The organism is Mycetocola sp. (assembly GCF_046716805.1).
Taxonomy (GTDB): domain Bacteria; phylum Actinomycetota; class Actinomycetes; order Actinomycetales; family Microbacteriaceae; genus Mycetocola_A.
Genome location: NZ_JBKJWH010000038.1, coordinates 1 through 14,484, shown reverse-complemented (window position 1 = coordinate 14,484; position 14,484 = coordinate 1). Strand labels below are relative to the sequence as shown.

At 66.3% G+C, this 14,484-nt stretch carries 14 protein-coding genes; 11 read left to right on the top strand and 3 right to left on the bottom strand.

Annotation, left to right across the window (positions count from 1 at the left end):
• Positions 1-21 precede the first annotated feature (21 nt).
• Entirely contained in the window at positions 22-438 is a 417-nt protein-coding gene (locus ACLQ62_RS03085; RefSeq protein WP_411720197.1) for a VOC family protein, read from the bottom strand.
• Positions 439-534: 96 nt separating this feature from the next.
• Positions 535-1,914, bottom strand: a complete 1,380-nt coding sequence (locus ACLQ62_RS03080; protein ID WP_411720196.1) for a pyridoxal phosphate-dependent decarboxylase family protein — start codon at positions 1,912-1,914, stop codon at positions 535-537.
• A gap of 84 nt (positions 1,915-1,998) precedes the next feature.
• Here ACLQ62_RS03080 and ACLQ62_RS03075 point away from each other — a divergent pair, with 84 nt between their 5' ends.
• Positions 1,999-4,059 carry a prolyl oligopeptidase family serine peptidase gene (locus tag ACLQ62_RS03075; RefSeq protein WP_411720195.1) on the top strand — a complete coding sequence of 687 codons (2,061 nt, stop codon included), beginning with the start codon at positions 1,999-2,001 and terminating at the stop codon, positions 4,057-4,059.
• Between the two features lie 144 nt (positions 4,060-4,203).
• Positions 4,204-4,989 carry an acetoin reductase gene (locus ACLQ62_RS03070; protein WP_411720194.1) on the top strand — a complete coding sequence of 262 codons (786 nt, stop codon included), beginning with the start codon at positions 4,204-4,206 and terminating at the stop codon, positions 4,987-4,989.
• Positions 4,990-5,192: 203 nt separating this feature from the next.
• Here ACLQ62_RS03070 and ACLQ62_RS03065 read toward each other — a convergent pair whose 3' ends face one another.
• Positions 5,193-6,377: an acetyl-CoA C-acetyltransferase gene (locus ACLQ62_RS03065; protein WP_411720193.1), complete on the bottom strand. Its 1,185-nt coding sequence runs from the start codon at positions 6,375-6,377 to the stop codon at positions 5,193-5,195.
• Positions 6,378-6,534: 157 nt separating this feature from the next.
• Here ACLQ62_RS03065 and ACLQ62_RS03060 point away from each other — a divergent pair, with 157 nt between their 5' ends.
• The 9 genes from ACLQ62_RS03060 to ACLQ62_RS03020 all read left to right on the top strand — a co-directional run.
• Complete coding sequence (locus ACLQ62_RS03060) at positions 6,535-7,740, top strand: substrate-binding domain-containing protein (RefSeq protein WP_411720192.1); 1,206 nt, start codon at positions 6,535-6,537, stop codon at positions 7,738-7,740.
• 3 nt (positions 7,741-7,743) lie between these two features.
• Positions 7,744-8,502 carry an ABC transporter ATP-binding protein gene (locus tag ACLQ62_RS03055; protein ID WP_411720191.1) on the top strand — a complete coding sequence of 253 codons (759 nt, stop codon included), beginning with the start codon at positions 7,744-7,746 and terminating at the stop codon, positions 8,500-8,502.
• A complete protein-coding gene (locus tag ACLQ62_RS03050) occupies positions 8,499-9,215 on the top strand; it encodes an ABC transporter ATP-binding protein (RefSeq protein WP_411720190.1) in 717 nt (238 codons plus the stop codon). Before ACLQ62_RS03055 ends, ACLQ62_RS03050 begins: the two co-directional genes overlap by 4 nt.
• Entirely contained in the window at positions 9,212-10,087 is an 876-nt protein-coding gene (locus tag ACLQ62_RS03045; RefSeq protein ID WP_411720189.1) for a branched-chain amino acid ABC transporter permease, read from the top strand. Before ACLQ62_RS03050 ends, ACLQ62_RS03045 begins: the two co-directional genes overlap by 4 nt.
• The gene (locus ACLQ62_RS03040; protein WP_411720188.1) at positions 10,084-11,169 is read left to right on the top strand and encodes a branched-chain amino acid ABC transporter permease; all 1,086 of its coding nucleotides are present in this window, start codon (positions 10,084-10,086) and stop codon (positions 11,167-11,169) included. The genes ACLQ62_RS03045 and ACLQ62_RS03040 overlap by 4 nt, the downstream gene beginning before the upstream one ends.
• Complete coding sequence (locus ACLQ62_RS03035; protein WP_411720187.1) at positions 11,166-12,716, top strand: class I adenylate-forming enzyme family protein; 1,551 nt, start codon at positions 11,166-11,168, stop codon at positions 12,714-12,716. The genes ACLQ62_RS03040 and ACLQ62_RS03035 overlap by 4 nt, the downstream gene beginning before the upstream one ends.
• Entirely contained in the window at positions 12,713-13,381 is a 669-nt protein-coding gene (locus ACLQ62_RS03030) for a TetR/AcrR family transcriptional regulator (protein WP_411720186.1), read from the top strand. The genes ACLQ62_RS03035 and ACLQ62_RS03030 overlap by 4 nt, the downstream gene beginning before the upstream one ends.
• Entirely contained in the window at positions 13,378-14,289 is a 912-nt protein-coding gene (locus ACLQ62_RS03025) for an alpha/beta hydrolase (protein ID WP_411720185.1), read from the top strand. The genes ACLQ62_RS03030 and ACLQ62_RS03025 overlap by 4 nt, the downstream gene beginning before the upstream one ends.
• Before the next feature lie 2 nt (positions 14,290-14,291).
• On the top strand, positions 14,292-14,484 hold a 193-nt coding region (locus ACLQ62_RS03020), incomplete at its 3' end, for a CoA-transferase (protein ID WP_411720184.1).

Below are 14,484 nucleotides of genomic sequence, written 5' to 3'. Positions count from 1 at the left end.
CCGTGTCATTCCGGAAGGGTGTCAGCTGCTGTCGCCGGCGATGTTCACCAACCAGGAGACCCCGTAACGGTCGAGCAGGATCCCGAACGTGTCGCCCCATGGTGCGGCAACGAGGGGCTCCACAATGGTCGCGCCTTCGGCGAGTCCGTCCCAGTAGCCCCGAAGCTCCGACTCGTCGTCACCGCTGAGCGAGATCGAGTAATTCGTTCCCTGCCGGTAGTCCATGCCCTCCATCACGTCGGCGCCCATGAGGCTCAAACCATTGGGGGTGGTCAGCTCACCGTGCATGATGTTGTCGGCCTGAGCGGAATCCTCGGCCATCTGGAATTCGCCGAACGTGCTGAGGGCGAGTTCGCCACCGAAGACGTCGCGGTAGAACGTCATCGCCTCGCGGGCGTTACCTTCGAAGTTGAGGTACGGGTTGAGTCGGGTAGGCATTGTGGTCTCCTTCGTCTTTCGGCGGGGATGTGTCGATCCGTGGCCTCGATTATTGACCAGTGCACGGCAACAGCAGAAGTCCCCAATTTCGCCCGTTCAGTCGGCAGCGGCCATCGCCCGGCGTACAGCGTCGATCGACGCGGCGACGTCCGTGGCATCCGTCGACCAGTTGCTGACCGAGATGCGGAGAACCTCTCGGCCCTGCCACCGAGAACCCGACATCCACACCGCGCCGTCGGCGATGAGCGCCCGGGTCACAGTGCGGGTTCGTTCGTCTGTGCCGAAACTGAGGCAGACCTGCGTGAACACCACCTCGTTGAGGACTTCGACACCCGGCAGCGCACCCAAACCGTGCGCGAGGTCCCGAGCGTTCCTCGCGAGGCCATCCACCAGGGCGATCGTGCCCTGGCGACCGAGTGAGCGCAACGCCGCCCAGACGGGGATGCCGCGTGCCCGGCGCGAGAATTCCGGTACGCGTTCGAACGGGTCACCCTGCGCATCGTGGATGAGGTAGTCGGTGTGCACCCCGAACGCCGACCTCAAGAGGGCACGGTCGGAGACGATCGCGACGCCGCAGTCGTAGGGCACGTTGAGCGTCTTGTGAGCGTCGGTCGCCCACGAATCGGCCAGCTGAAGCCCGTCGACGGCCGACGCCCAGGCCGGGCTGGCGGCCGCCCACAGCCCGAACGCCCCGTCGACGTGCACCCAGGCGCCCCGAGCGTGCGCCAGCTCGATCGCCTCCCGAAACGGGTCGAATGAGCCCGAGTGGAGGTTCCCGGCCTGGAGGCACAGAATAATCGGCCCGGACGCGGCGTCGAGGGCCTCCGCCAGCGCATCGACCCGAATCCGGCCCTGGTGGTCGGCGGCGACCGGTACGGGGAGTCCGAGCCCGAGGTAGCGCAGCGCCATGTCGATGGACGCATGACTTTCCGCACCGGCCAGCACGGTGATCCGTGGGGAGCCAGACAGGCCGTCCGATTGCACATCCCAGCCGACGTCGTCCAGCACCTTCTTCCGCCCGGCAGCGAGCCCCACGAAGTTCGCCATGGTCGCCCCGGTGGTGAACCCGACGCCCGAGGTCGCATCGAAGCCCAGCAGATCGAGCAGCCAGTCTTCTGCAGCCTCCTCGATCGCCGCGGTGGCAGGCGTCGCGTAGCGGATGCCGGTGTTCTGATCCCACGCGCTGACGAGCCAATCCGACGCTAGGGCGGCAGGGAGTGTGCCGCCGATCACCCAGCCGAAGAACCGGCCGGACGGCATCCCCATCAATCCGGGTTCGGCGAATGCGGCGAGTTCATCGATGACTTCCGCAGGATCGACGGCGCTCTCCTGCAGCGGCACCCGAAAGTGCGCCGCGACCTCGTCGGCGTTCTGCTGTGGTGCGACCGGTCGGGTTGCGAGCGACTCCAACCACTGGAACGCGTGGTTCCGGGCTCGATCGAGAGCTTCGCGATACTCGTCTGGCTGCGCTGTCACACTCGGAAGGGTAGACCCTGGATCCACCAGCGGAACAGCCCCGCCAGGAAGGCCGCCGGGCCGACGGCCTTCTAGGCTGAACCCATGACCGTCGACGAACATGACCCCTACCTCTGGCTCGAAGACATCGACAGCGACCCGGCGCTGGACTGGGTCCGCGCGCGCAACGCGGAGACCCTCGGCAGCCTCGCAGCCACCGAGGCTTTCACCGGCACCGAGAGAGCCATCCGCGAGGTACTCGATTCGGACGCCAAGCTCCCGCTGGTGCAGAAGATCGGCGAGTACTACTACAACTTCTGGACGGACGCGGCACATCAGCGTGGCCTCTGGCGCCGCACGACCCTCGCCGAATACCGCAAGCCGCAGCCAGCCTGGCAGACCGTCCTCGACATCGATGCCCTCAACGAAGCCGAGGGGGAGGACTGGGTCTGGCACGGTGCCAGCGTTCTTCGCCCCGGGTACCGCAAGGCGCTGATCGACCTGTCGCATGGCGGGTCCGACGCGGATGTGACGCGCGAGTTCGACCTCGAAACCCTCCGTTTCGTTGCCGAGGAGGACGGCGGCTTCTACCGCCCGGAGGCCAAGGGCGGCCTCGGCTGGATCGACGACGACACGGTCTACCTCTGCTCCGAACTCGGTGACGGGTCACTGACGTCATCCGGCTACCCGCGGATCGCCCGCCGCTGGCGCAGGGGAACACCGATCGAGGCGTCCGAGGTGGTCTTCGAAGGCGACCTCACCGATGTGTCGGTGAGGGCGTTCCGAAGCCACACCCCGGGTTACATCCGCGACTTCTACTGGCGGGCGCCCACCTTCTACACGTCGGAGGTGTTTGTCCTCGTGAACGGCGAGCCGCAACGCATCGATGCCCCCGACTCGGCTGAGATCGGGTTCTCGCGCCAATGGCTGCTCATCGAGTTGCGCGACGACTGGACTCCCGACGGCGTCACCTACCGTGCCGGTTCGCTGCTAGCAGCAGACTTCGACGGTTTCCTGGCCGGCGACCGGTCCTTCGAGCTCGTCTTCGAACCGACACCGACGACCTCTCTTGCGGGCGCAGCCTGGACCCGCGACCACCTCGTGCTCACTGTCCTCGACGACGTGAAGAGCCGCATCCGGGTGCTCACCCCGACGGATGCCGCGTGGCGACGAACCGAGTTCCCCGGCGCCCCCGAGTTCGCCACCGTCCAGGTTTCGGCCGTCGACCCGGATGAGAACGACCTCGTCTGGGTGGTGTCCACCGACTACCTCACCCCGACAACCCTGTCGATCGCGACGGTCGGCCAGGGCGGAGCCCTGCCTGTCGTGCTGAAGTCGCAGCCCTCGTTCTTCGACACGGCAGGACTCGGAATCGAGCAGCACTTCGCGATCTCCCACGACGGCACCCGGGTGCCGTATTTACTCGTCCGCCGAACGGATGCCGCGGCAGGGGGACCGACTCCGACGCTCCTCTACGGCTACGGCGGTTTCGAAATCTCCCTCACGCCCGGATACTCGGGCACGCTGGGCCGCGCCTGGCTCGAGCAGGGCGGTGCATACGCCGTCGCGAACATCCGCGGCGGGGGAGAGTACGGCCCCACCTGGCACCAGGCGGCGCTCAAGGAGAACCGCCACCGCGCTTTCGAGGACTTCGCCGCCGTGGCCGGGGACCTGGTCACCCGTGGCATCACGACGCCCGAGCACCTGGGAATCCAGGGCGGTTCGAACGGGGGCCTGCTCACCGGGAACATGCTCACCCGCTACCCCGAGCTGTTCGGAGCGGTCGTCTGCCAGGTGCCGCTGCTCGACATGCGCCGCTATTCGCGGCTGCTCGCCGGTGCGTCCTGGATGGCGGAGTACGGCAACCCGGATGACCCCGAACAGTGGGCGTTCCTTAAACAGTTCTCGCCATACCACCAGGTCGACCCTGAGCGCCGTTACCCGCCGGTGCTGTTCACGACCTCCACTCGCGACGATCGCGTTCACCCGGGGCACGCTCGAAAGATGGCCGCGCTGCTGCTCGAGGCCGGCTCCGACGTCACCTATTACGAAAACATTGAGGGCGGTCACGGGGGAGCAGCCACCAACGCGCAGGCGGCCCGGATGTCCGCGCTGGCCTACCGATTCCTCGCCGAGCGGCTGGGCGCGGCTGCGATGGGAGAGTAACGGTCGACCAAGCTTGTATCCATATGAATGGAATAGAAGCAGTCGAGGTGCGTTGCACTCAGTGTGAGGGGCGCATTCAGCGGCTCCGGAACAACCGGCGGCGTCTGCCACGAGCAGAGACCCGCCAGAGAGTAGGGAGAAATCATGACCGTCGAAAACAAGGTCGCACTCGTTACCGGTGCAGGACAGGGCATTGGCCGGGGAATCGCACTTCGGCTCGCCCAGGACGGCTTCGACGTTGCCGTCGCAGACCTCGGCTTCCAGGAGGAGAAGGCGCAAGGAGTCGTTGCCGAGATCGAAGCACTCGGCCGCAAGGCGATCTTCGTGACCGCTGACGTATCGAAGCGCGAGGATGTCGTTGCCGCCGTCGACGCGGCCGCCGAGAAGCTCGGTGGATTCGATGTCATCGTCAACAACGCCGGCATCGCCCAGATCAGACCGCTGCTGGACATCACTGAAGACGAACTCAACCAGATCTTCCAGATCAACGTGAACAGCGTTGTCTGGGGCATCCAGGCTGCCGCGGCGAAGTTCGAAGAACTCGGCCACGGCGGCAAGATCATTTCCGCAGCGTCGATCGCCGCCATCCAGGGTTTCCCGATCCTGAGCGCCTATTCCGCATCCAAGTTCGCGGTGCGCGGGTTCACCCAGGCCGCCGCGCAGGAGCTCGCGCCGAAGGGCATCACCGTGAACGCGTACGCCCCCGGCATCGTCGGCACGGGCATGTGGGAGAAGATCGACGCTGAGCTCAGCAAGATCAACGGCAAGCCGCTCGGCCAGAACCTCAAGGAGAACGTCGACGGCATCGCGCTCGGCCGCATCGAGACTCCTGAGGACGTCGCCAAGGTCGTCTCGTTCTTCGCCGGCCCTGACTCCGACTACGTCACCGGCCAGGTACTGCTGGTCGACGGCGGGATGCTCTACAACTAGCAATTCCGCACTCGCCGCTCGGGTCGTCGCCATGTCGGCGGCCCGGGCGGCGTTGTCGTTGAGCCGCTTCCGGATGAAGCGGAGTGCCACGTGCCCGAGCGCTCATGTGGCGCACATGAGGGTTTCGGGCGCGGCTAACCGGCATCCGTGCCAGATGAACCGCGAACCACCACCCGGTCCGCGGTCACCCGACGCTGCTCCCGTCAGCGCGAGAGCAGCAACGCGTCGCCCTGCCCGCCGCCGCCGCACAGCGCAGCGGCTGCCTTGCCCGAACCACGGCGCGAGAGCTCGAGCGCGGCGTGGAGCACCAGACGCGCCCCCGACGCTCCGATCGGGTGACCGAGCGCGATCGCTCCGCCGTGAATGTTGACCTTCTCGCCGTCGAGATCCAGATCACGCATCGACTGCACGCTCACGGCGGCGAAAGCCTCATTGATCTCGATCAGGTCGAGGTCGGATGCAGTCCAGCCCGCCTTGGCGAGGGCATCCGCGATCGCCCGCGACGGCTGCGAGTGCAGCGAGTTGTCCGGACCGGCGACGGAGCCGGATGCTCCGACGACAGCCAGCCAGGGGAGACCGCGTTCCTCGGCCCATGACCGGTCGGCGAGAATGAGCGCGCAGGCGCCGTCGCTGAGCGGCGACGAATTGCCCGCGGTGATCGTGCCCTCTTTGTCGAAGGCCGGCCGCAGGGCGCCGAGCGATTCGATCGTGGAGTCTCCGCGCACCCCTTCGTCACTTGTCAGCAAGGTCGGTTCGCCGCGTCGCGACGGCACGCTGACCGGAGTGATCTCGTCGTCGAAAACGCCGGAGGACTGGGCTTCTGCCGCCCGCTGGTGCGAGCCGAGCGCGATCCTGTCCTGCTCGGGCCGGTCGATGCCGAGCGGGCCGTTGTGGCGTTCGGTCGACAGGCCCATCGAGTCGCCGTCGAAGGCATCCGTCAGTCCGTCGAAAGCCGCGGTGTCGACCATGGTGACCTCGCCGTACTTGTAGCCCTTGCGGGCCGACGGCAGTACGTGCGGTGCGTTCGTCATGGACTCCTGCCCGCCGGCGACGACGACGGATGCCTCCCCAGCGCGAATGAGGCGGGCTGCGTCCGTGACGGCGGCGATTCCAGACAGGCACACCTTGTTGACGGTGACTGCCGGCACGTCCCATCCGATCCCCGCCGCGCGCGACGTCTGCCGGGCCGGGTTCTGCCCCGCACCCGCCTGCAACACCTGGCCAAAGATCACCGTGTCAACATCGGACGCGTCCACGCCCGCTCGTTCGAGCGCTGCCCGCACGGCCACCGCTCCGAGCTCGACGGCACTGAAACTCGCGAGCTGGCCGAGCAGGCGACCTTGCGGGGTGCGCGCTCCGGCCAGGATGACCACATCGTTCGGACTCATCGAAAGACTCCTTCGTCGTTGTATCGCCGCGCTTCGCCGCGCGGAATCCTCGTTCTAGCTTGACACGGATTCGCGCGGCGTTCTACTGTAACTGAAACCTGAACCACTTGTCAGGTTGCAATGAAGCAAACCTATGGCCAAGCAGGAAAGGCACCCCATGCGAGAACCAAAGAAGTATCTTGCACCGGCACTTCTCGCGACCGCGGCACTCATGCTCGTCGGTTGCGCGCCCACAGCAGGCGCAACGAGTGACGGCGGCACGACCGAAGAAGACAGCAAAGAGCCGGTCAACGTCTCCATCATCTACTCCGAGACCGGGCCCCTTGCGGCATACGGTGCTGCGTACAAAGGCGGCCTCGAGGCCGGTCTTGACTACGTCACCGAAGGCTCAGGAGAGATCGACGGCCGCGAGATCACCATCGAATACGCCGACGACGCCGGCGACGCGGACAAGGCAGTGAGCCTCGCGAAGGATGCCATCGGCTCCGGTACGAAAATCATCGCAGGCACCGTCGCCTCCGGCATTGCGCTGGCGCTCGCCGAACAGGCGCAGCAGAACAAGGTTCTCTACATCTCGGGGGCCGCCGCCGTTGACGGAGTCACCGGCATCAACGACTACACCTTCCGCTCCGGCCGCCAGACCTACCAGGACGTCGCAACGGCAGGCACGTTCATCGGCGACCCCGAAGGCAAGAAGGTCCTCGTCTTCGGCCAGGACACCGCATTCGGCCAGGGCAACCTGGCAGGCGTCGAGGCGGTACTCGGTGCAAAGGGTGCAACCGTCTCCAGCGTCCTCGTCCCCGAGGACGCGACCGAATTCACCCCGTTCGCCCAGCGGATCCTCGATGAAGCACCCGACCTCGTGTTCGTCGCCTGGGCCGGTGCGACAAGCGGGGCGATGTGGCAGGCCCTCGAACAGCAGGGCGTGTTCGATGCAGCACCCGTTGTCACCGGGCTCGGCGACACGGCAACTCACGAGGCGTACGGCGCCGCGAGTGACAAGATCAGCTTCCTCAACCACTACTTCGCCGGCATCCCGGAGAACGATGTGAACACGGCGATGGTCGACTACCTCGAGGCGAACGACCAGAAGGCAGACCTGTTCTCGCCTGACGGCTTCAATGCTGCACTCATGATCGCCGAGGCGGTCAAGACCGGCGGCGACGACGTCGAGAAAATGGTCGACGCCCTCGAGGGATTCACCTTCGATGGTCCCAAGGGTGAGATCACGGTCCGCGCAGAGGACCACGCCATGATCCAGCCGATGTACCAGGTGAAGCTCGTTTCGAAGGACGGAGCCTGGGTGCCGGAACTGATCGAAGAGGTCGACGCCGAAACCGTCGCCCCACCGGTGGTCGAGTAGTCCGTGGCCGACCGGATCGTGCTCGAGGTAAAGCAACTCGACCTTCGGATCGGAGGAGCGCACATCATCAACGATGTGTCCTTCTCCGTTCCCCAGGGGGAGCTGCTCGGAGTCATCGGCCCCAACGGTGCAGGGAAGACCACACTGTTCAACCTGATCTCCGGTGTTCTGCGGCCGACGGGCGGCAGCGTGCACCTGGAGGGAACGGACGTCAGTGCCGCACCGATCTCCACTCGAGCACGATCCGGCCTCGGCCGAACCTTCCAGACGTCGAGCCTGTTTCCCGGGTTGAGCGTCCGCGAGAACGTCCGCCTCGCCGCGCAGGTGAAAGGCGGAAACGCCCTGTCGGTGATTCGGTTCCCTCGGTCGACGGATGCCGCCAACACGGTGGCAGCCGCCCGCCTCGAGGACGTCGGCCTCTCGCACCTGGCCGAGCAGAACGCATCCGGCCTCTCCCACGGTGACAAGAGAAAGCTGGAGATCGCGATGCTGCTCGCCCAGGACCCCGCGGTCCTCCTGCTCGACGAACCGATGGCTGGGGTCGCTTCGGGCGATGTACCCGGGCTCGTCGCCCTGATCCGGTCGCTCCACCGCGACCAGGGCAGGACCGTGCTCATGGTCGAACACCACATGGATGTCGTCCTCGGACTCGTCGACCGTGTCGCGGTCATGCACCACGGGCAAGTCCTAGCCATCGGCAGCCCCAGCGACGTGATGGCCAATGCCGACGTCCAGTCGGCCTACCTGGGAGACCCACTGTGAGAGGAAACATCCTCGAGGTGTCCAACCTCACCGCATCGATCGGCGGGCAGCAGGTGACCGAAAACGTCACCTTCGCGGTTCCGTCCACGGGCGTCACCGCACTCCTCGGCCGTAACGGAGTCGGGAAGACGAGCTCCATCCGGGGAATCCTTGGACTGATCTCACGGACGGGCTCCGTTCTCCTCGACGGTGATGAGATCGGAACCCTGCCGACCCACCGGATCGTGCAGCGCGGCGTCGGTTACGTGCCCGAAGACCGCGAGGTTTTCGCGAAGCTCACCGTGGCTGAAAACCTGCGGCTCGCCGAACGCGACTCGGAACCCCGTCGGGAGCTGGTCGCCGATCTCTTCCCCGACCTGGTGGCGCGGGCCGGCCAGCAGGCGGGCACCCTCTCGGGAGGCCAGCAACAGATGGTGTCGCTCGCCCGTGCCCTCCTGAACACCAACCGGCTGCTCCTCGTCGACGAGCCGACCAAGGGCCTCGCCCCGAAAATCGTCGGGGAAGTCACCCAGGCGCTCGCAACCGCCGCCGAAATCGTGCCGATGCTCCTCGTCGAACAGAACCTTCAGGTGGTCCGCCGCCTTGCGACAAACGCGATCGTCCTCGCCGGCGGCCGGGTCGTGTACACCGGCGACTGCGCCGCACTGCTCGACGACCCCGATCTCACCCGCCGTTACCTCGGCGTGTCCGGCGAGACGGGAGAGGCCGCATGAGCACCATCGTCCTGCTGCTCATCACCGGTCTCGGTCTCGGCGCCCTCTATTTCCTCGTCGCCAGCGGGCTCTCCCTGATCTACGGGCTCATGGGAGTTCTGAACTTCGCCCACGGCTCGTTCCTCACCCTCGGCGCGTTCGTCGGCTGGGAGCTCGCGCGGAGGATGGGCGACGGCTCCTGGTTCACTCTGATTACCTCTCTCCTCGTCGGTGCTGTCGTCGGCGCTGTTTTCGCGGCCGCCACCGAGTTCTTCCTCATCCGCCGTTTGTACGACCGGCACATCGAACAGGTGCTCGTCACCGTCGGGCTCGCGCTCGCCACCGTAGCTCTGTTCGAGGGCATCTGGGGGACCGACCAGATCTATGTGAACGGGCCGGCCTGGCTCGACGGGACCACCAAGGTCCTCGGCGCCAACATCCCGAACAACCGGTTCATTCTCATCCTCTGCGCTGCACTCGTGCTCGTCGGCATCGTCCTCTTCCTCCGGTACACGAGGTACGGACTCATCATCCGAGCCGGGGTCGAGAACCGGTCGATGGTCACCGCACTCGGCATCGACGTGCGCCGTGCGTTCACGCTCGTCTTCGCCATCGGCGGAGCGGCAGCGGGGCTCGGCGGCGTCCTCGCCTCGCACTACACCGGTTACGTGTCACCCCACCTCGGTGGGTCGCTGCTCATCTTCGCGTTCATCGTCACGGTGATCGGCGGCCTCGGTTCGCTGACCGGCGCAGCCATCGCGAGCGTTCTCGTTGCGGTGCTGCAACAGTTCGCGAACTTCTACTTCGATGGCACCGGCGACTTCGTCGTCGTTCTCCTCCTCGCAGTGGTGCTGCTTGTGCGACCGCGCGGACTGATGGGAGTCAAGGCATGAACGGCATCCGAACCCGGGTGTTCTCCCGGGACACCCGCGGCTGGTGGATCGGCGGAGCGCTGATCGTGGTCATGGCGATCCTGCCGCTTTTGAACCTCTCTATCCCGGGCATCTTCCCCGGCCCCACGTATACGCCCGGCACCCTGCAGCTCCTCGCCCTCGCGATGCTCATGTCTGGCCTCGCGTTGTCGTATCACCTGCTCTTCGGCGTGGCAGGGATGCTGTCGTTCGGGCATGCGTTGTTCTTCGCCGCCGGCGCCTACGGGCTCGGGATCGTCCTCAAGCGATTCGAACTGGAGTTGCTCCCGGCACTCGTGCTCGTGCTTGCCGTGGGAATCATCCTCGCCAACATTCTCGGAGCGATCAGCCTCCGCGTGACCGGAATCACCTTCGCGATGGTCACCCTCGCCTTCGCCCAGGCGGGGTCGGTGTGGATCCGCCGCAATTCGAACATCACAGGCGGCGACGAAGGACTCTCGCTGACCACCACCCACATCCCCGACATGCTCGTCGGAGTGCTCAACACCCGAAACCTGTACTGGCTGAGCCTCGGGGTTCTCATCCTCGTCTTCGTGCTCGTCATGTGGTTCGAGAAGTCGCAGGCCGGCCACGTGGCCCTCGCCACACGGGAGAACGAGTTGCGTGTGCGCGTTCTCGGCGTCCGCCCGTACGCGGTGCGCCTGATCACGTTCGTCCTCGCCTCCACCCTTGCCGTGGTCATCGGCATGGCCTATCTGCTACTGCAGTCGGGGGTGACCACGAGGGCAGCGTCGAGCGACTTCACCCTCACCATCCTTGTCATCGTCGTGCTCGGCGGTGTCGGCTCACGCTGGGGCGCGGTGATCGGCGGGGTCGTCTACACACTGCTCGACCAGAGGCTCACAGCGCTGGCGAGCTCGGACTGGATCACCGGCCTGCCGGACGTGTTCCGGATCCCGCTCTCGGAACCGCTCTTCCTGCTCGGTACTCTGTTCATCCTGGTCGTTCTGTTCATGCCCGGCGGCATCACAGGCGCCGCTGGAAGGATCGCCTCCCGGCGGAACCGCACGGCGACCGCCCTGCCGATGGAGGAACTGCGATGAGCTCGGATTCCCTGCACACCCTCGGGCGTTGGACGAGCGACCGCGCGGTGGCGACGCCGGACCGGATCGCGGTCGACGACCGCGGCGTGCAACTCAGCTACCGGGCGCTCGACGCGCGGGCAACGGCGCTCGCCGAAGCCCTCGGCACGGCCGGCTTCGGGATCGGTGACCGCATCGCCACGATCACCGGAAATTCGAGTGACCAGGTCGCGTTGTTCTTCGCGTGTGCGAAGGCAGGAGTCGTCCTCGTGCCCTTATCGTGGCGGCTCTCGCCAGCCGAGCTCGCCAGCCACCTTGCCGCCTCCCGCCCGGCTTTGCTCCTGGTAGAAGATGAGTTCACCTCGCTGGCGGATGCCGCGTGCGAGCTCCTCGTCGACGGCCCGCCACGCAGCACACTCGGCGTCGGCGGCATCGAGTCGCACGTCCCGCCGATCCGGCGGGAGGGGATGCGGGAATCGCGTCCCGTCCGCGACGACGACCCGCTGCTGCTCATCTTCACAGCGGGCACGCTCGGTACCCCGAAGGGCGCGATCCTCAGCCATGCGAACTGTTTCTGGACGAATCTCGCACTCTCGCGAACGGCAGAGCTGACGAGCGCCGACGTCGTGCTCGCCGTCATGCCGCAGTATCACGTCGGCGGCTGGAACATTCAGCCGTTGCTCGCCTGGTGGGTGGGTGCGACCGTCGTCCTCGAGCGCACTTTCGACGCCGGCCGGGTCCTCCAGCTCATCCCCGATCGTAAAATCACCACCATGATGGGCGTGCCGGCGAACTACCTCTTTCTGGCTGAGCACCCCGATTTCGCGGCCACCGATCTCAGCACCCTCCGACATGCCATCGTCGGCGGCGCGTCCATGCCTGAGCCGCTGCTTCGCACCTGGCATGCGCGCGGCGTCGCGCTCACCCAGGGGTACGGTCTCACCGAGGCGTCACCGAACGTTCTCTGTCTCCCGGACGAGGACGCCAGGACCAAGGTCGGCCTCGCCGGCAAACCGTACCCACACGTCGAGGTGGCCGTGGCCGACCCGGTGACCGGTGAGCAGTTCTCGGGAGCGGCGACCGGCGAACTCCTCGTTCGCGGTCCGAGCGTGTTCTCCGGCTATTTCGAGCAGCCGGAGGAGAGCGCTTCTGCGCTGCGTTCCGGCTGGCTGCACACCGGTGACCTCGTTGAGCGGGACAGCGACGGCTACTACCGGGTGATCGACCGGATCAAGGACATCTACATCTCCGGCGGCGAATCGATCGCGCCAGCCGAGATCGAGAGCGTGCTGTTCGGCCACCCGGCTGTGGCGGACGCCGCCGTCATCGGCGTCCCGAACGCGAGGTGGGGTGAAGTCGGGGTGGCGTTCATCGTCGCCCGCCGCGGTGTTGCCACGGATGCGGAGGATCTCACCGCGTGGCTGCGCGAACGGATCGCACGGTTCAAGCTGCCCCACGGCATCCGATTCGTCGACAGCATCCCGCGATCCGCCGCCGACAAAATCCTCCGCCGCTCCCTCCTCGCCGACTACCTGTCGCACGCTCCATCGAATCGAGAACCCGCATGAGCACTCTTCCCCGCACCGCCAGGGGTACCCGAACCCGGGCGAAACTCGTCGAGGCCGCCGAGCGCGTCTTCGCCGAGGTCGGCTATCCGGAGGCCTCGATCGTGCGGATCACCGACGAGGCCGGCGTCGGGCAGGGCACCTTCTACCTGTACTTCGACTCGAAACTCGAGGTCTTCAACGAAGTGGTCGAGGACCTCAACCGGAGGGTGAGACACGCCATGACCTCGGCTGCTGTCCGGGCGCCGAACCGGGCGGAGTCCGAGCGCGCGGGTTTCCGGGCCTTTTTCACATTCACGGCCGAGCACCCGGCGCTCTACCGCATCGTTCGCCAGGCCGAATTCGTGTCGCCCGGAGCGCTGCGGCTGCACTACACGCGCATCGTCGACGGCTACATCCAGGGGCTCCGGGAGGCCAGGGGCTCAGGAGAGATCGGTGCCATCGACCCGACGGTCGCGGCCTGGGCGCTGATGGGAATCGGCGAGATGATCGGCATGCGCTGGGTGCTGTGGGGCAACTCCGACACCGACGCGGGCGAGGCCGGAGACCCGTACTCGTCCGGAACCAGCGTCGTGCCCGACGACGTGTTCGAGCAGATGATGACTTTCATCGAAGGCGGACTCGGGGTGCGCGACAACAGCACCGGCCGCAAGGGGAGCACCTCATGACCGAATACGTGACGAGCACCGTCGCCGTGAACGGCGGGGAGCTCACCGTCGGTATCTGGAACCCGGACGCCCCGGGTACCGCTGTCGTCGCCCTGCACGGCATCACGTCGAGCCATGTGGCCTGGCGAACAGTCGCTGAACGGATGCCGGGGGTGCGCGTGATCGCCCCTGACCTTCGCGGCAGGGGCCGAAGCAATTGTCTTCCCGGGCCGTACGGGATGGACCGTCATGCCGAGGACGTTGCCGCGCTCCTCGATTCGTTCGATCTGCGCCGCCCGCTACTCGCCGGTCATTCCATGGGAGCGTTCGTGGCGATGCAGACCGTCCGAAGGTACCCAGCCCGAGTCGGGGGAGTCGTCCTCATCGACGGTGGGCTGCCGCTCGAGACCAGTGCCAGCTCGCCGGAGGAGGCACTCGCCGTTCTCGGCCCAGCGGCCGAGCGGTTGTCAATGACGTTCCCGAGCCGTGCGGCGTACCTCGAGTTCTGGCGGCGGCATCCGGCATTCACCGAGGACTGGACGACGGCGATGGATGCCTACGTCGATTACGACCTCGACGGCGAGGAACCCGAGCTTCGCCCGGCCACCAAAGCCGAGGCCATGCTTCAGGATTCGCTCTGGCTCGCCGGCGATGACTCCTGGATCGCCGACATCAACGCCTGGGGCGGACGGATTCCGTTTCTCGTGGCCCCACGAGGCCTGATGGATGAGCCGGTAGGTTTGTACTCGCGAGAGGCCGTCACGAACTGGTCCTCGCTGCTGCCAGGGCTTCACGTCACAGCTGTCGACGATGTCAACCACTACACAATTCTCATGGGCGAGAAGGGTGCAGACACCGTTCGCGCGGTGATCCTGGCACAACAGAGCCGTATTTCGGCGGCACACGCAGCAACGGAGGTGCAACAGTGACAATGGACAAGACAGTGGCAAGCGCAGCTGAGGCGGTGGCGGACATCGCCAGCGGATCCTCGATCGCCGTCGGCGGTTTCGGATTGTGCGGCAACCCGATGACCCTGATCGAAGCGCTGCTCGAGAAAGGCAGCGACGGCCTGTCGATCGTCAGCAACAACTGCGGCGTCGACGACTGGGGGCTCGGGGTGCTGC